Source organism: Pseudomonas sp. S1(2024) (assembly GCF_046557535.1).
The window spans coordinates 1-19509 of record NZ_JBKGFP010000055.1; the positions used below are offsets into that span (position 1 = coordinate 1).

Here is a 19509-nt window from a genome sequence, read left to right on the forward strand (position 1 = left end):
GGGGGCCGCGTGGCGCCCCGTCGCTGGCAAGCCAGCTCCCACCTCGACCGCATCGGCCTCGAGCCATGCGCTGTCCCTGTGGGAGCTGGTTTGCCGGCGAAAGGGCTGCAGAGCAGCCCCCAGGGGCATCAGCCGTTACGCACAGCCGTGCGCGGATGGCGCTTGCTGCGCACACCCTGATAGGTCACCGCCAGCAGCACGAACCAGATCGGCGTCACCAGCAACGCCGCACGGGTATCGTCCTCCAGGCTCAGCAACACCAGGATGAAGGCAAAGAACACCAGGCACACGTAGCACATGAAGCGCCCGCCCGGCATCTTGTACTTCGAGGCCTGGTGCAGTGCCGCGCGGTGGTTGCGGTACTTCAGGTACGACAGCAGGATCAGTGTCCAGACGAACATGAACAGCACCGCCGAAACGGTGGTGACCAGGGTGAATGCCTCGACCACGTTCGGCACCAGGTAGATCAGCACTGCGCCCAGCAGCAGGCAGGTGCAGGAGAAGTACAGGCCGTTGGCTGGTACCGAGCGGCTCGACAGCTTCTCGAAGGCCTTGGGTGCGTCACCCTCCTGGCTCAGGCCGTAGAGCATGCGGCTGGTGGAGAACACGCCGCTGTTGGCCGACGAGGCCGCCGAGGTCAGCACCACGAAGTTGATGATGCTCGCCGCCGCCGGCAGGCCGGCCAGCACGAACAACTCCACGAACGGGCTCTTGCCCGGCACCACGTCGCGCCATGGGGTCACGGCCATGATCGCGATCAGCGCCAGCACATAGAACACGATGATGCGTACCGGGATCGAGTTGATCGCCCGCGGCAGGGTGCGCTCCGGGTTCTTCGCTTCGGCGGCGGTTGTACCCACCAACTCGATGCCGACGAAAGCGAACACGGCGATCTGGAAGCCGGCGAAGAAGCCCATCAGGCCATTGGGGAACATGCCGCCGTCATTCCACAGGTTGGCCAGTTGTGCGGTGCGCCCGCTGGGCGAGGTGAAGCCGGTGATGACCATGTACAGGCCGGTGGCGACCAGGCCGATGATGGCGACGATCTTGATCAGGGCGAACCAGAACTCCATTTCACCGAACATCTTCACCGTCACCAGGTTCAGCGACAGCAGCAGCCCTACGCAGGTCAGCGCCGGTATCCACTGCGGCAGTTCAGGGAACCAGAACTGTGTATATGCCGCGATCGCGACCACGTCGGCGATGCCGGTGACCACCCAGCAGAACCAGTAGGTCCAGCCGGTGAAGTAGCCTGCCCAGGTGCCGAGCAGGTCGGCGGAAAAATCGATGAACGACTTGTAGTTGAGGTTCGACAGCAGCAGTTCGCCCATGGCGCGCATGACGAAGAACAGCATGAAGCCGATGATCATGTAGACGAAGATGATCGACGGCCCGGCCAGGCTGATAGTCTTGCCCGAGCCCATGAACAGGCCGGTACCGATTGCGCCGCCAATGGCGATCAGCTGGATGTGGCGGTTGGTCAGGTTGCGCTGCAGATGCTGTTCATCTGGCGCTGTGGGTGAGGTTTGCGTCATAGGCTGCATTCCGTTGGACGGTCGGTCGTCTTGTCAGAGGTAGCCGGCTAGGCTAACACGCGCGTTCCAGTTCGGGGCGCGACAGATCGACTCGACTTTTGGGTAGCAGTGTTGTGCCTGTGCCGGCCTCTTCGCGGGCTTGCCCGCTCCCACAGGTGCACCACAGGCCTTGAAATCTGTGGTTATTCTGTGGGAGCGGGCAAGCCCGCGAAGAGGCCGGTACAGGCTAAGACTCAAGCGCTGGCCAGCACCCGGCCGCGCCTGACCACTAGGCTATCCACCAGCCACATCACCACCATCGACACCCCCACCAGCGGGAACATCAACCCCAGCACCAGCATCACCCCCACCGCTACTTTCCAGCGCGGCAAGTCATGGCGCAGCGGCGGCACACCCAGCCCGCCGGCCGGCCTGCGCTTCCACCACATCACCAGCCCGCTCACCGAGCCCAGCAAGATCATCAGGCACACCAGCAGGATGATGATCTGGTTGAACGCCCCGAACATCTTGCCTTCATGCAGCATCACACCCAGCTCGGTGGCACGGGCGACCGGGCTGTAGTCCTGCCAGCGCACATCGGCCAGCACCTTGCCGGTGTACTGGTCGACATGCAGGGTGGCGTCGTTGCGCGGGTCGTCGGCGAATACGGCGATGGTGAACACGCCATCGGCCGTGGTCGGCGCGGTAATGCTGTAACCCGGCTCGACCTGGCGCGCGGTTGCGATGTCTTCGACTTGCTGCAGGCTTATCTGTGGCGCTGCCGGCGCGCTCGACGTCATGTGATGCCCGGTATGTTCGGCGTGTGCACCGGACTGTGGCATCGGCGTGTTTTCCATCGCCCACGGCACGGTCTGGCGGTGCGCGCTGTTGAGTTCACCCGCCTGTTGGTCCGACTTGGGCACGTCGTTCCACATGGCCGCCGGAAAGCGGTTCCACAAGTCGGCGTACTGCTTGCCCCACAGGCCGGTCCAGGTCATGCCGCTGACCAGCATCAGCAGCAACAAGGCCGAGCCCCAGAAGCCGGTTACCGCATGCAGGTCGCGCCAGAACATTCGGCCGCGTGCCGACAGCCGTGGCCACAGCACGCCAGCGCCATTGCGCCCGCGTGGCCACCACAAGTACAGGCCCGACACCACCAGCACGATGCCCCAGCCCGCGGCCAGTTCTACCAGGCGGTCACCGACCGTGCCGACCATCAGTTCGCCATGCAGGGCGCGGGCGATGGCCTGCAGGTTCTGCTTGCCATCCTGTTCGCCAAGGACTTTGCCGCTGTAGGGGTCGACGAACACGTTCAGTTCGCGCCCGGCGTCATGCACCACGAATTGTGCGCTGCGTTCGGCGTCCAGCGGCGGCAGGTACTGGCCAACGTGGCCCTCGGGGTAGGCCTTGCGCACCTCGGCCAGCATCGTGTCCGCGCCCTGTCGGTGGTGGCCGGCTTCGACCACCATCAGCTCGCGGTACAGCAGCGGGTCGAGCTGCGGCTTGAACAGGTAGATGATCCCGGTGATTGCCAGCAGGATCATGAACGGGGCCACGAACAGCCCCGCATAGAAGTGCCAACGCCAGGCCAGGTTGTAGAAGTTGATGCGTGTTCCTCTCATGGGAACCTCCTGTTTGACCAGCAGATGGGCGCGACCTGCGCCGCGCCCGTTGTTGTTGTTGTTGTCAGAAGCTGAAGTCGACCTTGGTCCAGAAGGTCCTGCCTGGCTCGTTGACCGGCTGTGGATCGGTAGCCGGGTAGCCGAACCCGGCGTTCCCGGCCAGGTTCAAGTGCTCGGCGTAGGTCTTGTCGAACAGGTTGTCGACCCCCGCGCTGAGCTTGAGGTGGTTGCTTACCTTGTAGGCGCCATTGATCGAGAACACGCCGAAGCCGGCGCTGTTGTCGTAGTCCTTGCCGACCACGTTGCCCTGGTTCTCGGCGATGCGGTTCTGCGCCGCCACCAGCCGCCACAGTGCGCCGACGCTCCACACATCGCGGCTGTAGGTCAGGCCCAGGCGGCTTTCCAGAGGCGGCATTTGCGGCAGTGCTGTGCCGTCACTGCTGTTCTTGCCCCAGGCGTAGGCCAGCGTGGCGTCGGCCTTCCAGTTTTCCGTCAGCTGGTAGGCCGCGCCCAGTTCGCCGCCCATGATGCGGGCGTCGATGTTGCGAGCCTGGGAGCTCATTCCCTGGTAGTCGAACAGGATGTAGTCGCGGATCTGCCCGATGTAGCCAGATGCCCAGGCTTCCATGCGCTCGTCACGGTACTGGACACCGAAGTCGAGCTGGGTGGTCTTCTCTGGTTTGATACCGTCGAAAGCATTGGCCGCACCGGGTGGTGCCAGCTTGGGCGAGAACAGCTCCCAGTAATCGGGGAAACGCTGGGCATGACCAAGGCCGATGTACGTGGTGGCCGGGATGGCTGCCAGGTCGTGCTCGTAGCGGACGAAACCGCTGGGCAGGGTATCGGCGCGGGTGTCGCCGTTGGTGGCGCTGGTTGCGCGGAAGTCGCGGGCCGAGGCGCGGTCCAGGCGGGCACCGGTAATCATGCGGTCCTCACCGCTGACGTACCAGGTCAGCTCGCCGAAGGCACCGTAGTTGTGGAAGTCGGCGTCCTTGGTCCAGGCCTGGCCCTTGTGCGCGTCCACACCCATGCCGCCGCGTTTGCGATGTTCGTTGGTCTGCGCGTCGATGCCGCCGATCAGTTGCACATCGGCCCAGCGCCAGGTGGCCTTGATGCGTGCGCCCATGGTGCGGCGGTCGACGTTGCTGACCATCGGCATGCCCATCATGCCGCTGCCCGAAGGCGTGCGCAGGCTGTAGTTGTCCATCACGTGGTCGGCGTAGTTGTAGTAGACCTGCGCCTCGACCTTGTCGAGCACCTCGCCGAGGTTGGATTTTTCGAAACGCAGGCCCAGGCTTTCGCGTTTGAACTGCGAGCCGTCCATGCCACGCCCGGCATAGCGGGCCTCACCATCGCCCTTGCCGGCGGTGAGTTCCAGCAGGGTGTCCTGGTCGGGGGTCCAGCCGAGGGCGACATCGCCATTCCACTTGTCCCAGCGTGACGGCACGGTGTTGTCATCGCCGTCATGGTAGTCGTCCGAGCGCGACTGGTTGCCGACGAAGCGGGCGTAGGCCTGGTCGTTGCCGGCGGCGGTGTCCAGCACCTTGTCGAAGCGGCCGTTGGAGCCGGCCAGCAGGCTGGCGTTGACCCGGCTGCCGAGGGTGCCGAACTTCTCCGGCTCGCGCTCGAAGAGGATGGTGCCCGCCGAGCCGCCCGGGCCCCAGATCACGCTTTGCGGGCCTTTGATCACGGTCAGGCGGTCGTAGGTTTCCGGCGAAATGTACGACGTGGGGGCATCCATGCGGTTGGGGCAGGCGCCCAGCATCAGGCCGCCATTGGTGAGGATGTTCAGGCGCGAGCCGAACATGCCGCGCAGTACCGGGTCGCCGTTGGTGCCGCCGGCGCGGATGGCCGAGAAGCCGGGGATAGTCTTCAGGTAGTCGGCGCCGTCGCTGGCCGGCACCGGCTGGCGCGGGTCTTTCGGGTTGGTGACCACGGTCAGCGGCGAGCTCGGGGCCACGGCGGTGATCACCGTCGGGCTCAGCTCGGGGGCGTCGTGTGCATGGCCTTCATGGCCTGGGTCGGCGGCCAGGGCCACGGGCGCGAGCAGCGAGCCGCATACGGCGGCGATGGTCCCTCGCAGGGACAAGGCAAAAACAGGGGTGCAGCCGGACATAATGATTCCAGTCGATCAGTCATGAGTCAGCGCGAAGCCTCCTGGCTTCGTGCGCAAAAAGTGTGGGTTCAGACGTTGATCGAGGAAGGTGGGGCGCGGCTGCGCGCGCCGGGGAATACAGCCTGCCGGGCATGGCCCTGGCGCGTGGGTGCGAACAGGTGGGTGGTGGGTACGACGCTGCTGGCACTGAGCGGGCTGAGGGTCTGGGGCAGGGCCGGGCAGTTGAACAACAGGCTGCAGTAACCGCACTTTTCCCACATCACATGCAGCTGGCCATCGCCAGTCTGGCCGTGATGGGTGTCGCCGCCATGCTGATGGGCGGTGGCCATCGGCATGTCCATCGGCATGCTCATGCCGGCGTGGTGGTCCATCGGCATCGACTGGGAAATCAGCGGGCCGATGAAGATCATCCACATGGCGAACAGGCTCAGCCATCCGCCACCGGCGCGCCTGCGGTCAGGGCTAGTGGTACGGCTGATGCTGTTGCGCGGCAGGCTCATGGCGAGTGCCTTTCAGCGGCTGATCAGTGCGCGTGTTCGTGGGCTTGCGGCTGGTCCGTCGGCGCCTGCTTCTGCACGGCCACATCGACGGTGATATCGCCGGCCTTTTCGAAGTGCAGGGTCAACGGGAAGCGCTTGCCGTCGCTGAGCAGGCTGCGGTCCTTGGGCTGCATCAGCATCACATGGTAGGCGCTGGGGGCGAAGGTCAGGTCCTTGCCAGCGGGCACCACCACGCTGGGCACCTGCTGCATCTTCATGGCACCGCTGGCGCTCATGGCATGCTCGTGCAGTTGTGCGTCATCGCTGATGGGGCTGTCGACGCTGAGCAGGCGGTCGTCGGCCTGGCCATTGTTGTGCACCACGAAATACGCCGCGACGTTGGGGGCGTTGGGGGGCAGTTGCAGTGACCAGGGGTGGGCGATGTGCAGGTCACCCACGCTGTATTCGTGGGCATTGGCAAAGGCGCCGGGCAGCAACAGGGCGGCCATGACGAGGGCGTGCTTGAGCATGGTGAATCTCCGTTTCTGTTCAGGTTCAGGCAGACAGCGTGAAGAACTCAGGCCAGCGGAGAGGCACGGGGGTTGAGCGCCGGCCAGAGTTGGCGCGGCGTGGCGTGGTAGTCGGCGGGTGGCGGCAGCAGGCCGGCCAGCAGTATCGGCGGGTTGTGCAGCTGCGGCGGGTAGCCGGGCAAGGCCAGCAGTGGCGCGGCACCGGAGCAGCACCAGCAATTCATCATGCTGGCGCTGTCGTCGCTTTGCGGGCCGAGGTCGATCTTGGCCAGGGCCTGGACGTCGACCTTGGCCTTGTTGGCCATGCTGGAACAGAAGGCCCCCCACAGCAGCTGTTCGGCCGGGCCCTTGGGCGCGGCGGAAGACAGCGGCATGGCCAGCAGGTTGAACAGCACTGCAAGGCAGGCTATCCAGGCGATGTGCCGACGTGGGGGCATGGAGAGATCCGGTCAGGAATCGTGGTGGGTATTGTAAGGCGGAGTATAGGTAAAAATGGCGGGGTGCGGTGAAGTGACGCAGGCCGGGCCCTTCGAGGGGCAGCTTTGCAGCCCAATCGCCGGCAAGCCAGCTCCCACAGGGACCCGCACAGATTTCAGGGCCTGTGGTAAACCTGTGGGAGCTGGCTTGCCGGCGATGAAGATCAAGGTACCCTCAAGCCTTGTTGCGGCCCATCAACCCACGCACGGTCTCCTGCAGGTCTGCCGGCAGCACCACCACCTTGGCATTGCTGCTGCCCGCCAGGTTCTCCATGGCCCCCACATAGCGCTCGCCCAGCAGGTACATCGCCGGCACGGTCTCGTTGCCGACCGCGTCCTTGACCAGCGAAATCGCCCGCGCCGAGGCCTCGGCCAGGCTGATCTGCGCTTCGGCATCCAGCCTGGCAGCCTGCAAGCGTGCTTCTGCTTCCAGAATCGCCGCCTGCTTGGCCCCTTCGGCACGGGTCACGTCGGCCTTGCGCTCACGCTCGGCTGCCGCCTGGCGCTCCATGGCCAGTTGCATGTTCTCCGAGGGTTTGATGTCCTGGATTTCCACCGAGCGTACGGTCACGCCCCAGTCTTCGGTCTGCTCGGACATCGCCTCGCGCAGGCGCGCCTTGATCTGCTCGCGGCTGGACAGCGCTTCGTCCAGGTCCATGGCCCCGACGATGGCGCGCAGCGAGGTCATGGTCAGGCTGGTGACGGCGAACGAGAAGTCCTGCACGCCATAGGAGGCCTTCTGTGGGTCGACCACCTTGGCGAAGCACAGGGCGTTGGCGACGATCACGGCGTTGTCCCGGGTGATGATTTCCTGCTGCTGCACATCGAGGATGATGTCCTTGGTAGGCAGGCGGTAGGCGACCACGTCCATGTACGGGATGACGATGTTCAGGCCGGGCTTGAGCGTGCTCTGGTAGCGGCCCAGGCGCTCGACGACCCATTCTTCGCCCTGGGGCACGATGCGCACCCCCTTGAACACGGTGATCAGCACGAACAGGGCGATGGCGACGACGACGATGAGGCTGGTCATGATGCGAAATTCCTTTTAGTGCGGATTCAGGCCCGAATGACCCGGGCGGTGTTCCCTTCGATGGCGGTCAGGCGTACCCGCTCGCCGACCGCGATCTCGCTGTCGGCGATGCAGGTCCATTCCTCGTTGCCGAGGATAGGCTTCTGGAAGCGCACACGGCCTTTCTGGAACTCCGAGACACCAGCAGTCAGCAGCCCCACTTCACCGATCACGCTTTCGGCGGTCCAGCGCACGTCTGGTTGCTTGCGCCGGAACAGCTTGAACCACAGTGCCGTGGTGACTGACGACATCAAAACCCACAGCAGCACCTGCATGTCCAGTTGCAGGCTTGGGGCGGCCAGCGAAATGAGCGATACCAGCACGGCGCCGATGCCGAACCAGAGGATGAAGAACGTCGGCAGGACCAGTTCGAGCAGGATCAGCGCGATGCCGAAGACCAGCCAGATCCACCATTGCATTTCCATATGGGTAGCGCCTTCCGGGGGGGAGTGCCGAGTTTAAGGCAGCAGTGCGGCACATGGCCACTTCATGGTTTGCAAGAAAAGTCCGAACATACTGTAGGCCACAGGGGGGCTGCAGTGTGCTTGCGACATTTGTTACTGCAGGTCGAGTGCCGCAGCCAGGTCGGCTGGCGAATCGAATGCCCGGTCCACATCCGGCAAAGCCGGTCGCTTCAGGATCAGCACAGGTATCCCCAGCTCCCGCGCCACCTCCAGCTTCGGTTCGGTCGCTACGCTGCCACTGTTCTTGCTGATCAGCACATCGATCTTGCGGCGCTGGAACAACGCCCGCTCATCCTCGATATGGAACGGCCCGCGCGCGCCAATCACTTCGCAGCGATCGTTGCCAGGGCACGTTTCCAACGCACGCAAGGTCCAGAACTGCTCCAGCGGTATCTCGTCCAGATGTTGCAGCGGCTCACGCCCGAGCGTGAACAATGGCCTGCGAAACGGCTTGAGTGCCTCGATCAATCCCGCCCAATTCTCGACTTCGCGCCAGTCGTCCCCCGCTTGTGTCTGCCAGGCCGGGCGGCGCAAGGCCCAGCACGGAATACCGGCCAAGCGTGCGGCGTTGGCCGCGTTGCGGCTGATCTGCGCGGCATAGGGATGGGTAGCATCGATCAGCAACGTGATGCCTGCATCGTGCAGGTAGTTCGCCAGCCCTTCGGCACCGCCAAAGCCGCCGACCCGAACCTGGCATTGCAGGTCCTGCGGCACCCGGCCGATGCCCGCCAGGCTGTAGACATGCTGCGGGCCCAGGCGGCGAGCGATGGCCAGGGCTTCGGTGACGCCGCCCAGCAGCAGGATGCGCCCGTTCATTGCACACCCGCCCGGCCGACGATGCCACCCTGGCGATCGATGGCGAACACCTCCACCTGCACCTGCGCCGGCACCACGCTGCGGGCGAAGGCCAGGGCGTGGGCGCACACCGCGTCACCCAAGGGAATGCCGGCTGCATGGGCCAGTGCCAGGGCCTGTTGGCTGGTGTTGGCAGTAATGATCGATGCCTGCAGCACTGCGTCGGCGCCGATGTCCGCCGCCCAGCCGGCCAGTTGCGGCAGGTCGATGCTGGAATGACGGCTGTGCAGGTCCATGTGCCCGGCAGCCAGTTTGCTGATCTTGCCGAAACCGCCGCACAGGGTCAGGCGTGGCACCGGTACCTTGCGCAGGTGCTTGAGCACCGCACCCACGAAGTCGCCCATTTCGATCAGGGCTATTTCCGGCAGGCCATAGACGCGGCGCATGGTGTCTTCGCTGGCGTTTCCGGTGCATGCGGCGATATGCGTGTAGCCGTTGGTGTGGGCGACGTCGATGCCCTGGTGGATCGAGGCAATGTAGGCCGCGCAGGAAAACGGCCGCACGATGCCGCTGGTGCCGAGGATCGACAGACCGCCGAGGATGCCCAGCCGCGGGTTCATGGTCTTCAGGGCCAGTTGCTCGCCGCCCTGCACATTGACCGTGACTTCGAAACCGCCGGGGTAGCTGCATTCGTCTGCCAAGCGTTGCAGGTGGTCGCTGATCATGCGCCGTGGCACCGGGTTGATGGCCGGCTCACCCACCGCCAGCACCAGCCCCGGGCGGGTCACGGTGCCGACGCCGGTGCCGGCGACAAAACGGATGCCAGGTTCGGCCAGCAGGCGAACCTGGCTATAGAGCAGGGCGCCGTGGGTCACGTCCGGGTCGTCGCCGGCGTCCTTGAGCGTGCCCGCTTCGGCACCTTGGCTGGTGAGGCGGCAGAACTCCAGGCGCATCTGCACCACCTTGCCCTTGGGCAGGGTGATGCTGACGGCGTCGCTGCTCTCGCCTCCCAGCAGCAAGCGCGCTGCCGCCAGGCTGGTGGCAGTGGCGCAGCTGCCGGTGGTCAGGCCGCTGCGCAGGGGGGCGGGCTGTTCGCGGGTTTCTTCACGCATCGGCGGGTTTCACCACGTCCAGCAAGGTGATCGGCAGCGCCTGGCGCCAAGTGTCGAACGCGCCCAATGGCTGGGCATGGGCGACATGGATGCGGGTCAGCTCGCCACCGTGGCGTTCACGGAAATGCGCCAGGGCCAGTTCGCTTTGCAGGGTCACCGCATTGGCTACCAGCCGGCCGCCTGGGCGCAGGCTTGCCCAGCACAGGTCGAGCACACCTTCGCGGGTGACGCCGCCACCGATGAAGATCGCATCCGGTTGCTCCAGGCCTTCCAGCGCCGCTGGTGCCTTGCCGCGGACCAGTTGCAGGCCGGGTACACCCAACGCATCGCGGTTGTGTTCGATGAAGCCCTGGCGGCCTTCGTCGGCCTCGATGGCCAAGGCGCGGCAGGCCGGGTGGGCGCGCATCCATTCGATGCCGATCGAGCCGCAGCCGGCGCCCACGTCCCACAGCAACTCGCCGGGCTGTGGTGCCAGGCGGGCCAGGGTAATGGCGCGGACGTCGCGCTTGGTCAGCTGGCCGTCATGCCGGAAGGCGCTGTCCGGCAACCCGGCCAGCCGGTGCAGGCGCGGCGCCTCGGGCGTGGCCAGGCACTCGATGGCTACCAGGTTGAGCGCGGCGACATCGCTGTGCGGCCAGTCCTGGGCGGTGCCGGCCAACTCACGTTCGTCCACGCCACCCAAGTGTTCGAAGACTCGCAGGCGGCTTGGCCCGAAGCCCCGCTCGCGCAGCTGCGTGGCAATTGCTGCCGGGCTGTCGCCGTCGTTGCTCAGCACCAGCAGGCGCACACCGCTGTGCAGATGGGCATTTAGCGCTGCCAGGGGCCGAGCGACCAGCGATACCACCTGCACGTCCTGCAGTGGCCAGCCCAGGCGGGCGGCGGCCAGGGCGCAGGAGGAGGGCATCGACAGCACGCGTATTTCAGCGGCGGGCAGTTGGCGCGCCAGGCTGGCGCCTACGCCGTAGAACATGGGGTCGCCGCTGGCCAGCACGCATACTGGCTCACCGCGCAGAGCCAGGACCGGGGCCAGCGAGAACGGGCTTGGCCAGCCCAGCCGTTCGCCGGCCACGCAGCGTGGCAGCAAGGCCAGCTGGCGCGGGCTGCCGAAGATCCGCGCAGCGCCCAGCAGCGCGCGCCTGGCCTGCTTGCCCAGGCCGCTGAAGCCGTCTTCGCCGATACCTACTACTGTCAGCCAGGGTGCCATGTATTTCATTCCGCCATTTTTGGGGCCGCTGCGCGCCACTTCGCGGGCTCGCCCGCTCCCACAGGTACAGCGCAGCCGTTGAGGGCAGCGGTGATCCTGTGGGAGCGGGCATGCCCGCGAAGAAGGCGACGCGGTCCTGAATTTCTACTCGATCGTCGATGATGCTCGACCACCGGCTTTTCATGCCGCCGGACAAAGCAGGCATAATACCGCGCCTTCTACACTCAAGCGCATTTTCACAGATTGCCGGACGCCCCTTTGACCCAGGCCCATGCCTCCCATGTATCGCCCCGTCCCTCGGCCTGCCCGGGGTTGTGGCGCATCGTCAGTGCCCGTGATGGCGGCATCTGCCGCATCAAGCTGCCGGGCGGCCTGCTGCTGGCCGACCAGGCCGACGCAGTGGCGGCGGCTGCCGAGCGTTTCGCCGGTGGCGTGATCGAGGCCACCAACCGCGGCAACCTGCAGATTCGCGGCATCGGCAGCGACCATCGCGGCCTGGTCGAGACACTGCTCGCTGCCGGCCTGGGCCCACGTGATGCCGCCGGTGACGATGTGCGCAACCTGATGCTCAGCCCGCTGGCCGGGCATGACCCGGCGATTCTGCTGGACGCTCGACCGTTGGCCGGGCAGATCCTCGACCTGCTGGAGGGCACCCCGCGTTTTCACCAGTTGTCGGCCAAGTTCGCCGTGCAGCTGGATGCCGGCGAAAACCTGGCCATGCTCGAACACCCCCATGACCTGTGGCTGTCTGCCCTGCGCCTGGGGCAGCAGACCTGGCTGGCGTTTGGCCTGGCAGGTTGCCCGGCAGACGGCCAGGTGCTCGGTGCGGTGCCGGCGGACCAAGGCCTGGTGCTGGTGCGTGCGGTGCTGGAGCGCTTCCTCGACCTGGCCACCCCGGCACAGTCGCGCATGCGCCAGTTGCTCGAGGTATGTTCGGCAACCGATTTCATCGACGGGCTCGGCCTGGCCATCCGCCGCGATGCCGCCGTGCTCGCATGGCGACGTGAACCGCGCAGCGCCTCGTGGCTGGGCGTTCTGCCCCAGGCGCAGGGCGTCGCCTTGGGCGTTGCCCCGCCGCAGGGGCGCCTGACCCCGGCCATGCTGCGTGGCGCTGCGCGCGTTGCCCGTGAACATGGCGATGGCAGCCTGCGCCTGAGCCCATGGCAAAGCCTGGTGCTGACCAACCTGCAAGCGCAACACATCGACCACGCCCAGGCCGGGTTGTCCGCACTGGGCCTGCTATGCCACGACCATGAGCCACTGGCCCGCATAAGCGCCTGTACCGGCGCCAGTGGCTGTGCCAAGGCCCTGGGCGAGACCAAGGCCGACGCCGTCACCCTGGCTGCACTGCTCGGCCCTGGCGTGCCCGGCAGCGTGCACTTGTCCGGTTGCCCCCGATCCTGCGCCGTGGCCCATGTTGCCCCGGCCACCCTGCTGGCCCGCGCGCCGGGCCGTTACGACCTGTACCTGCGTGATGCGCGCCAGCCGGGCTTCGGCGCCCTGCGCGCCACCGACCTTACCTTGAATGAAGCAGGCGCCATGCTCGACCTGCCGACGGAGCACCTTGATGATTGACTACATCCGCGATGGTCAGGAGATCTATCGCAATTCCTTCCGGATCATCCGCGAGGAAGCCCGACTCGAGCGGATCCCCGCAGACCTCGAAAAGCTCGCCGTGCGCGTGATCCACGCCTGTGGCATGGTCGACGCCATCGATGGCCTGCAGTTCTCCGAAGGCGCCGGCCGGGCCGGGCGCGAGGCGTTGCTGAACGGCGCGCCGATTCTGTGCGATGCGCACATGGTCGCCGAAGGCATCACCCGCGCCCGGCTGCCCGCCGACAACAAGGTCATCTGCACCCTGCGCGACCCGAGCGTACCGGGCCTGGCGAAAGACGCCGGCAACACCCGTTCCGCCGTGGCCCTGGAACTGTGGCGGCCGCACCTGGAAGGCAGTGTGGTGGTGATCGGCAATGCGCCTACCGCACTGTTCTATCTGCTGGAAATGCTCGACGCCGGCGCCCCGAAACCAGCACTGATCCTCGGCTTCCCGGTCGGCTTTGTCGGTGCCGCCGAGTCCAAGGCGATGCTCGCCGCCGACAGCCGTGGCGTGCCGTTCGTGATCATGCAGGGCCGCCTGGGCGGCAGCGCGATGGCCGCAGCTGCGGTCAACGCCTTGGCCACGGAGGTGGAATGATGGCGCCGCGTGGACGTCTGCTGGGCCTGGGCGTGGGCCCTGGCGACCCAGAACTGATTACCCTCAAGGCCCTGCGCCTGCTGCGTGAAGCGCCAGTGGTTGGCTACTTCGTGGCCAAGGGCAAGCGCGGCAACGCCTTCGGCATCATCGAGGCGCACCTGCAGCCCGAGCAGACCCTGCTGCCGCTGGTCTACCCGGTAACCACCGAAGCGCTGCCAGCGCCGCTGTCCTATGAACAGGTGATCAGCGACTTCTACGACGAGGCCAGCGTGCTGGTAGCCGAGCACCTGGATGCCGGCCGCGACGTGGCGGTTATCTGTGAAGGCGACCCGTTCTTCTATGGTTCCTACATGTACCTGCACGACCGCCTGGCGCAGCGCTACGAGGCCGAAGTGATCCCCGGCGTCTGCTCGATGCTCGGTGGCGCCTCGGTACTGGGCGCGCCGCTGGTTTACCGCAACCAGAGCCTGTCGGTGCTGTCTGGCGTGTTGCCGGCCGAAGAGCTCAAGCGTCGCCTGGCCGACGCCGACGCGGCGGTGATCATGAAGCTTGGCCGCAACTTCCCCAAGGTGCGCGAAGTGCTGGCCGAACTGGGCCTGGACGGGCGTGCGCTGTATGTGGAGCGGGCGACCATGGCCAACCAGAAGATCGTGCCGCTGGACCAGGTCGACCCACAGTCGTCGCCGTACTTCTCGCTGATCATCGTGCCGGGTGAAAAATGGCAGGGCTGAACATGCACCAGGCACCGGCGATCGTCATCCTTGGCCAGGGCAGCCTGGCCACGGCGCAGCGTATCCAGCAGTGTTATCCACAAGCATCGATCCATGGCCTGGAAGGCCGGGTCGAGGGTGCCGACCTTTGCTACACCGCGTTCGGCGATACCCTGCGTGGGCTGTACCAGCAGAACACTCCGATCATTGCCTTGTGCGCGGCGGGTATCGTCATCCGCAGCCTGGCCAGCCTGCTCAGCGAGAAAGGTGTCGAGCCGCCGGTACTGGCCGTGGCCGAAGACGGCAGCGCGGTAGTGCCGTTGCTCGGTGGCCTTGGCGGTGTGAACGTGATGGCGCGCGAAATCGCTGAAGCTCTGGGCGTTGCTGCGGCTATCACCACCAGCGGCGAGTTGCGTTTCGGCACTTGCCTGCTGAACCCGCCGCAAGGTTATGCGCTGGCGGATATCGAGCAAGGCAAGCGCTTCGTCTCTGACCTGCTGGCTGGCGAGGCGGTGCGCATCGAAGGTGACGCGCCGTGGCTGCAGCAGGCGCAGCTGCCTGCCAGTGAGGCGGCCCGGCGTACCATCCATGTGGGGCACCAGGCGCGCCCGGCCAGCCGCGACGAGCTGCTGATCCACCCGCGTTCGGTGGTGGTGGGTGTTGCTGGCGGTAGCCTGGCCAGTATCCGGTCGGCATTGCAGCAGGCCGGCATCGCCGAGCCGGCAGTGGCCTGCCTGCTGGCCGACGAGCAAGCCATGGCCGATAGCGCCCTGCACGAGGCCGCACAGGCCCTGGGGGTTGCCTTGCGCTTTGCTGCCAGGACGCATGATCTCGCCAGCATGGTTGCCGCGGCATTGCCTGCTGCGCAGCTGATCGAGGTGGCAGACGTGGTCATCGCGGTGGCGCCTGCCCCGGTCGAAGTTGCGCAGATCGGTCGTCGCCGGGGTCGCCTGGCGGTCATCGGCCTGGGGCCGGGTGCAGCCGAGCTGATGGTGCCGGCGGTCAAGGCCGAGCTGGCGCGGGCCGAGGATGTGCTCGGTTACGAAACCTACGTGCGCATGGCCGGCCCGTTCCGTGACGACCAGGTACTGCACTGCACCGACAACCGTGAAGAGATGCAGCGTGCCCGGCATGCCTTCGAACTCGCGGCTCAGGGCCGTTCGGTGGTGGTGGTTTCGTCGGGCGACCCGGGGGTGTTCGCCATGGCGGCTGCGGTACTTGAAGCGCTGCACGAGTCCACGGACCCGGCTTGGCACCGGGTGGATCTCGAGATCCTGCCAGGGGTGTCGGCCTCGCTCGCGACGGCCGCACAGGCGGGCGCGCCGCTGGGGCATGACTTCTGTGTGATGTCGCTGTCCGACAACCTCAAGCCGTGGTCGATCATTGAAAAGCGCCTGGACCTGGCGGCCCAGGCCGACCTGGTGCTGGCATTCTACAACCCGATTTCCAAGGCCAGGCCGCACCAGCTTGGGGTAGCGCTGGAGGTCGTGCGTCGGCACCGCGAGGGTAACACGCCTGTAGTCCTTGGCCGTGACATCGGTAGGCCGGGGCAGACGCTGAAGGTCGTCACATTGGCCGAACTGCTGCCGGAAATGGTCGACATGCGCACCATGGTGCTTGTCGGCTCATCTACAACCTGCGTGTTTCCTCGCTTGTCGGGCGGGGTGTGGGCCTACACCCCGCGTTGGTACCCGTCGGCTGACTAGTTGCACCGGAAACCCTTCAGCGCGCTGCATCCTGGGCGCGCTGGCTAAGGTGGTCGCCCCTGACTCGGGGGGCAACCATCTAGGAGTTTCCACATGTCCACAGAAACACAAGTCACTGCGACCGACACAGCCATCCTGGTCGAAGGCAACCTGCTGGCCTGCGGCGCAGGCATGTCTTCGCAAAGCCGTCATGACGTAAAGAACGCCTTCCACTTTGCCACCTTGGTGGCTGACAAGTCCTTCGATGCCGAAAAACAGAGCAGGGAGTGGTACGACCGGTTCATCGATGTCATGCGTGATCTTGGCTTTACCATCCCTCGTCGCACCTTCGAGCTGGAAACCTCTGCCGAGTTGTCTGTCACCGTAGGCGCTGTCGCTATACGGGCGATCGGTGCGGTCGGCAATGCAGTGCTGGGTGGTACCAAGTTGGGTGTGCTGGCCAAGGCGGCTTTCGACAAACTCACCACCGTCGAAAATGACGTCAAGGTGGTCGATCACAAGCGCAAGAACAAGGTCAGGGGCATGGTCGGGATGGCCGCCTGCGTCGAAACCGACAACAACGATGTGGTCATGGTGGTGAGCTGCATCCAGGCCTCTGCCCCCAAACTGGAAGATGACATCCTGGGTATCCAGTGGAAGCTGGAAAAGACCGAGTACTACGCCGGCATGGCTGTGCTCACCCTCAACACTTTCGTCTACGACAAGGTCCGCGAAACCGTGGAAAACAAACTCGGCGTGCGCAGCGTCGAGAACGTTCTCCAGTACGACATCTGATTGCAGGGCGGCGTTGTTGCAACGCCGCCTTGTTCGGCTCTTTGTGACGAGGCAAAGCAATGGACAGAACAGCTGAACAACTGATGTTGATTGGCGGGACGGCATTACTGTATCGCGCGGACGCTGGCCAGATTCAACGCCAGGCTGCCTTCGACTCCATCCTTTACGCCCAGTTGGTGGCCAACAGGAATGCGGGGTCACGCTTTGACAACTATGAAGCCTGGTATGACACCTATCGCGAGGCATACCGGCAACTGGGCTGGATCAAGCTGGCCAGTACGCATGACTTGAAACAGCTGGGGCAGCCCGCGCGCAGCGCGCAGATACAGCCACTCGAGGCGTGGCTGAAGATGCGCTCGATCCGTCATGAGGCTGTGCTGGCTGCAGTAAGAAGTGGCCTGGGCCGATCGATCGAAGGTTTTCGTCACCAGCTGAAGTTCAGCACGCAGGGTTCGCAACTGGTGATCGAGCTTGGCTTGCTCAAGCCGGGCCCGGTCCTCGATCTTTGCAGTATCACCTTCCAATTCGACGCACCGATCGCCGGCATACCCCAGGACATGCTGCTGGTCGAAAAGGCGCTGGAGGGTGAAGCCGGGTTCAAGGGCGTTTCCTTGCAGCTGGATAACGGGCGTTTCCAACACCAGCGAGATGAGCTGGAGGCATTGATGAAAACCAAGGATGCACAAGGGGAGTATCGGTTCGACCTGCATTAGGCAATGGCTATGGCGCCAGGTAGCCTTTGATACCGGTAAAGATGATTTGCGCAGCCAGGGCGCAGACGAACAGCCCCATCAGCCGGCTGACGATCTGCAGGCCCTGGTCGCCGAGTATGCGCTCGATACGGTGCGACAAGTACAGCACCAGGCCGACGGTGAAGCTGGCCAGGGCGATGCTGATGATGGCCAACAGCTTGTCGTCCCAGTGCGGGTGGCCGACGCCCATTACCAGCAGTGCACCGATGGTGCCCGGGCCGACGGTGAGCGGGATGGTCAGCGGCACGATGGTGACATCCTGCTGCACGTTGTCGGCCTGTACCGCAGACTTGCCTTGGGCCATGCCCAGTGCCGAAATGAACAGCACACTGCCAGCGCCGATGCGGAAGGCGTCGGCGGTGATGCCGAAGATGCCGAAGATCGCCCGACCGAACAGGTACAGCAGGACACTGGCGATGAGTGCGGCGATGGCCACCTTCCATGCCAGCTGCTTGCGCTCCTTGCTGGAATGGCCGCGGGTCAGGCTGATGAAGCACGACAGCACGAAGAACGGGCTGTAGAGCACGAGCATTTTCAGGTAGACGCTGAACAACTCATGGAGCATGGGGAAGCCCCTGGCAGGAAAGGTGAGGGGAAGTGTATCAGTAGGATCGTGGTTGTCTTCACTGGCCTAATCGCCGGCAAGCCAGCTCCCACAGGTACTGTGCATATCTTGAGATCGGTGCGGTCGGTGTGGGAGCAACTGTCTTTAGAAATTTATTTTCAAGCGTGCCATTCGGGCAGGGCTTCGCTCGATACCGCGTAGCGGTGTCGTTGGCGAAGCCCGCATTTGTAGAAAATCGATCCTCGTTCGTGATCAGGTTGCGGGTACCTGAGGCTTGAGCTCTTTCCACTCCGTTCCGTCACGCAGCATTGCGTTCAGGCGCACCAGCAACACGCGCATGCACGCCACTGCGGCAACTTTTGCGCACTTGCCTCGGGCTATCAGGTCTTCATAGCGGGTTCTAACTTCTGGGACATGCTGGATCATTGACCAGATCGACATGTAGGCCGCCTTGCGGACTCTGTAACGCCCGCCTTCGATCTTCCTCGGGCCACTCTTCTTGCCGCTGTCTTTGTTGTACGGCGCTAACCCAGCCAAGGCTGCAATTTCGCGCCCCGTCACGCGTCCCAGCTCAGGTAGGTAGGCCATGAAGGTGCCACAACTGATGACGCCAATCCCTTTCACAGACCTTAGCCGCATGGCTGTCGTGCGATCCAGCACGTTCGAGGCGCGCTCAATCGCCTTGTCCAAAGCCTTAATCTGATCATTCAGGTAAGCGACATGCTCGGTATAAACGGTAATGGCCGTAACTGAAGTGGTTTGTTTCATCCGACGCTTGTCATCATCCCGATGCTGGACAAGATTGCCACGGAGTTTGATGAGCTCTCCCAGTTCATCCCGATCTTGATTAGGCTCTATCTGCGGCAAGTCCTCGAAATCCCTGGCAAACCGCGCCAGCATCTGGGCGTCGATCTTGTCAGTCTTGGCAATTTTGCCCATGGCACTCGCATAGTCCCGACAGCGCTTGGGGTTGACCCTGATGACGTTCAAACCCTCCAGTCGCAAGGCTTTGAATACGGCTCGTTCATAGCCACCAGTGGCTTCCAGCAAGACCCGTTCGACCTCAAGCTCGTTCAGGCATGCGATCAGTTGCGCAAAGCCCTCTGGGTCATTCCTGACCTGGAACTGGGGAATACTTTCAGGAAGAAAGCCCACATCCAGAGTCGCTTTCGAAACGTCGAGACCAACGAAGTAGGAAATCATCGCCAAGCCCTCTTACACTCAAGAAGTGAGAGCACTCTGACTTAGCCCTAGCTTGTGACTACGAGTTCGCCACTCATTCAACTGTTCGGGCTTAGGTCAGAGTGAGAGGTGGATGGCGACTAGGCTCCCACTCGTGCTTTAGAGCACATCTGGCTTTCAGTCTGCCATCCACTGCTCTCACCCTTTCGAGTTTAAGAGACCTTGAAGACACAAGCTGGCTTGCC

General features: G+C 64.5%; 19 protein-coding genes. 6 read left to right on the forward strand and 13 right to left on the reverse strand.

Annotated features, from left to right (window positions below; translation table 11 throughout):
* Nucleotides 1-128: 128 nt before the first annotated feature.
* The 11 genes from cycA to cbiE all read right to left on the reverse strand — a co-directional run bounded on the left by cycA (nt 129) and on the right by cbiE (nt 11381).
* Nucleotides 129-1535, reverse strand: coding sequence for a D-serine/D-alanine/glycine transporter (gene cycA, locus ACLCGK_RS14920; RefSeq protein WP_410952270.1), 1407 nt, complete (start codon nt 1533-1535; stop codon nt 129-131).
* Between the two features lie 233 nt (nt 1536-1768).
* On the reverse strand, nt 1769-3136 hold the full coding sequence (locus tag ACLCGK_RS14925; protein ID WP_410952271.1) for a PepSY-associated TM helix domain-containing protein: 1368 nt from the start codon (nt 3134-3136) through the stop codon (nt 1769-1771).
* Between the two features lie 64 nt (nt 3137-3200).
* Nucleotides 3201-5252 carry a TonB-dependent copper receptor gene (locus tag ACLCGK_RS14930; protein WP_410952272.1) on the reverse strand — a complete coding sequence of 684 codons (2052 nt, stop codon included), beginning with the start codon at nt 5250-5252 and terminating at the stop codon, nt 3201-3203.
* A 68-nt stretch (nt 5253-5320) separates the two neighbouring features.
* Entirely contained in the window at nt 5321-5752 is a 432-nt protein-coding gene (locus ACLCGK_RS14935) for a DUF2946 domain-containing protein (protein ID WP_410952273.1), read from the reverse strand.
* A gap of 23 nt (nt 5753-5775) precedes the next feature.
* The gene (locus tag ACLCGK_RS14940; RefSeq protein ID WP_025340794.1) at nt 5776-6261 is read right to left on the reverse strand and encodes a copper chaperone PCu(A)C; all 486 of its coding nucleotides are present in this window, start codon (nt 6259-6261) and stop codon (nt 5776-5778) included.
* A gap of 47 nt (nt 6262-6308) precedes the next feature.
* Complete coding sequence (locus ACLCGK_RS14945) at nt 6309-6698, reverse strand: DUF2946 domain-containing protein (RefSeq protein WP_024087799.1); 390 nt, start codon at nt 6696-6698, stop codon at nt 6309-6311.
* A 214-nt stretch (nt 6699-6912) separates the two neighbouring features.
* Complete coding sequence (locus tag ACLCGK_RS14950) at nt 6913-7767, reverse strand: SPFH domain-containing protein (protein ID WP_013974384.1); 855 nt, start codon at nt 7765-7767, stop codon at nt 6913-6915.
* Nucleotides 7768-7793: 26 nt separating this feature from the next.
* Nucleotides 7794-8231, reverse strand: a complete 438-nt coding sequence (locus ACLCGK_RS14955; RefSeq protein ID WP_410952274.1) for an NfeD family protein — start codon at nt 8229-8231, stop codon at nt 7794-7796.
* Nucleotides 8232-8363: 132 nt separating this feature from the next.
* Nucleotides 8364-9086: a cobalt-precorrin-6A reductase gene (locus ACLCGK_RS14960; protein ID WP_015271962.1), complete on the reverse strand. Its 723-nt coding sequence runs from the start codon at nt 9084-9086 to the stop codon at nt 8364-8366.
* On the reverse strand, nt 9083-10177 hold the full coding sequence (locus ACLCGK_RS14965; protein ID WP_410952275.1) for a cobalt-precorrin-5B (C(1))-methyltransferase: 1095 nt from the start codon (nt 10175-10177) through the stop codon (nt 9083-9085). Before ACLCGK_RS14965 ends, ACLCGK_RS14960 begins: the two co-directional genes overlap by 4 nt.
* Nucleotides 10170-11381 carry a precorrin-6y C5,15-methyltransferase (decarboxylating) subunit CbiE gene (cbiE, locus tag ACLCGK_RS14970; protein WP_410952276.1) on the reverse strand — a complete coding sequence of 404 codons (1212 nt, stop codon included), beginning with the start codon at nt 11379-11381 and terminating at the stop codon, nt 10170-10172. Before cbiE ends, ACLCGK_RS14965 begins: the two co-directional genes overlap by 8 nt.
* A gap of 243 nt (nt 11382-11624) precedes the next feature.
* Here cbiE and cobG point away from each other — a divergent pair, with 243 nt between their 5' ends.
* The 6 genes from cobG to ACLCGK_RS15000 all read left to right on the forward strand — a co-directional run bounded on the left by cobG (nt 11625) and on the right by ACLCGK_RS15000 (nt 17478).
* The gene (gene cobG / locus ACLCGK_RS14975; protein WP_410952277.1) at nt 11625-12956 is read left to right on the forward strand and encodes a precorrin-3B synthase; all 1332 of its coding nucleotides are present in this window, start codon (nt 11625-11627) and stop codon (nt 12954-12956) included.
* The gene (locus ACLCGK_RS14980) at nt 12949-13575 is read left to right on the forward strand and encodes a precorrin-8X methylmutase (protein ID WP_003257545.1); all 627 of its coding nucleotides are present in this window, start codon (nt 12949-12951) and stop codon (nt 13573-13575) included. The genes cobG and ACLCGK_RS14980 overlap by 8 nt, the downstream gene beginning before the upstream one ends.
* Entirely contained in the window at nt 13572-14306 is a 735-nt protein-coding gene (locus ACLCGK_RS14985; protein ID WP_410952278.1) for a precorrin-2 C(20)-methyltransferase, read from the forward strand. The genes ACLCGK_RS14980 and ACLCGK_RS14985 overlap by 4 nt, the downstream gene beginning before the upstream one ends.
* Nucleotides 14294-15991, forward strand: a complete 1698-nt coding sequence (cobJ, locus tag ACLCGK_RS14990) for a precorrin-3B C(17)-methyltransferase (protein WP_410952279.1) — start codon at nt 14294-14296, stop codon at nt 15989-15991. Before ACLCGK_RS14985 ends, cobJ begins: the two co-directional genes overlap by 13 nt.
* A 93-nt stretch (nt 15992-16084) precedes the next feature.
* Nucleotides 16085-16765, forward strand: a complete 681-nt coding sequence (locus ACLCGK_RS14995; protein ID WP_061303513.1) for a hypothetical protein — start codon at nt 16085-16087, stop codon at nt 16763-16765.
* A 59-nt stretch (nt 16766-16824) separates the two neighbouring features.
* On the forward strand, nt 16825-17478 hold the full coding sequence (locus tag ACLCGK_RS15000) for a hypothetical protein (RefSeq protein WP_410952280.1): 654 nt from the start codon (nt 16825-16827) through the stop codon (nt 17476-17478).
* Between the two features lie 7 nt (nt 17479-17485).
* Here ACLCGK_RS15000 and ACLCGK_RS15005 read toward each other — a convergent pair whose 3' ends face one another.
* Together ACLCGK_RS15005 and ACLCGK_RS15010 are read right to left on the reverse strand one after the other, a co-directional pair.
* A complete protein-coding gene (locus ACLCGK_RS15005; protein ID WP_013974374.1) occupies nt 17486-18082 on the reverse strand; it encodes a MarC family protein in 597 nt (198 codons plus the stop codon).
* A gap of 252 nt (nt 18083-18334) precedes the next feature.
* Nucleotides 18335-19285 carry an IS110 family transposase gene (locus ACLCGK_RS15010; protein WP_410951390.1) on the reverse strand — a complete coding sequence of 317 codons (951 nt, stop codon included), beginning with the start codon at nt 19283-19285 and terminating at the stop codon, nt 18335-18337.
* Between the last annotated feature and the right edge of the window lie 224 nt (nt 19286-19509).

Bases quoted from the DNA above. Each gene is read 5' to 3' on its own strand.
- cycA (WP_410952270.1), bottom strand. From the start codon at position 1,535: ATGACGCAAACCTCACCCACAGCGCCAGATGAACAGCATCTGCAGCGC.
- ACLCGK_RS14925 (WP_410952271.1), bottom strand. From the start codon at position 3,136: ATGAGAGGAACACGCATCAACTTCTACAACCTGGCCTGGCGTTGGCAC.
- ACLCGK_RS14930 (WP_410952272.1), bottom strand. From the start codon at position 5,252: ATGTCCGGCTGCACCCCTGTTTTTGCCTTGTCCCTGCGAGGGACCATC.
- ACLCGK_RS14935 (WP_410952273.1), bottom strand. From the start codon at position 5,752: ATGAGCCTGCCGCGCAACAGCATCAGCCGTACCACTAGCCCTGACCGC.
- ACLCGK_RS14940 (WP_025340794.1), bottom strand. From the start codon at position 6,261: ATGCTCAAGCACGCCCTCGTCATGGCCGCCCTGTTGCTGCCCGGCGCC.
- ACLCGK_RS14945 (WP_024087799.1), bottom strand. From the start codon at position 6,698: ATGCCCCCACGTCGGCACATCGCCTGGATAGCCTGCCTTGCAGTGCTG.
- ACLCGK_RS14950 (WP_013974384.1), bottom strand. From the start codon at position 7,767: ATGACCAGCCTCATCGTCGTCGTCGCCATCGCCCTGTTCGTGCTGATC.
- ACLCGK_RS14955 (WP_410952274.1), bottom strand. From the start codon at position 8,231: ATGGAAATGCAATGGTGGATCTGGCTGGTCTTCGGCATCGCGCTGATC.
- ACLCGK_RS14960 (WP_015271962.1), bottom strand. From the start codon at position 9,086: ATGAACGGGCGCATCCTGCTGCTGGGCGGCGTCACCGAAGCCCTGGCC.
- ACLCGK_RS14965 (WP_410952275.1), bottom strand. From the start codon at position 10,177: ATGCGTGAAGAAACCCGCGAACAGCCCGCCCCCCTGCGCAGCGGCCTG.
- cbiE (WP_410952276.1), bottom strand. From the start codon at position 11,381: ATGGCACCCTGGCTGACAGTAGTAGGTATCGGCGAAGACGGCTTCAGC.
- ACLCGK_RS14980 (WP_003257545.1), top strand. From the start codon at position 12,949: ATGATTGACTACATCCGCGATGGTCAGGAGATCTATCGCAATTCCTTC.
- ACLCGK_RS14985 (WP_410952278.1), top strand. From the start codon at position 13,572: ATGATGGCGCCGCGTGGACGTCTGCTGGGCCTGGGCGTGGGCCCTGGC.
- cobJ (WP_410952279.1), top strand. From the start codon at position 14,294: ATGGCAGGGCTGAACATGCACCAGGCACCGGCGATCGTCATCCTTGGC.
- ACLCGK_RS14995 (WP_061303513.1), top strand. From the start codon at position 16,085: ATGTCCACAGAAACACAAGTCACTGCGACCGACACAGCCATCCTGGTC.
- ACLCGK_RS15000 (WP_410952280.1), top strand. From the start codon at position 16,825: ATGGACAGAACAGCTGAACAACTGATGTTGATTGGCGGGACGGCATTA.
- ACLCGK_RS15005 (WP_013974374.1), bottom strand. From the start codon at position 18,082: ATGCTCCATGAGTTGTTCAGCGTCTACCTGAAAATGCTCGTGCTCTAC.
- ACLCGK_RS15010 (WP_410951390.1), bottom strand. From the start codon at position 19,285: ATGATTTCCTACTTCGTTGGTCTCGACGTTTCGAAAGCGACTCTGGAT.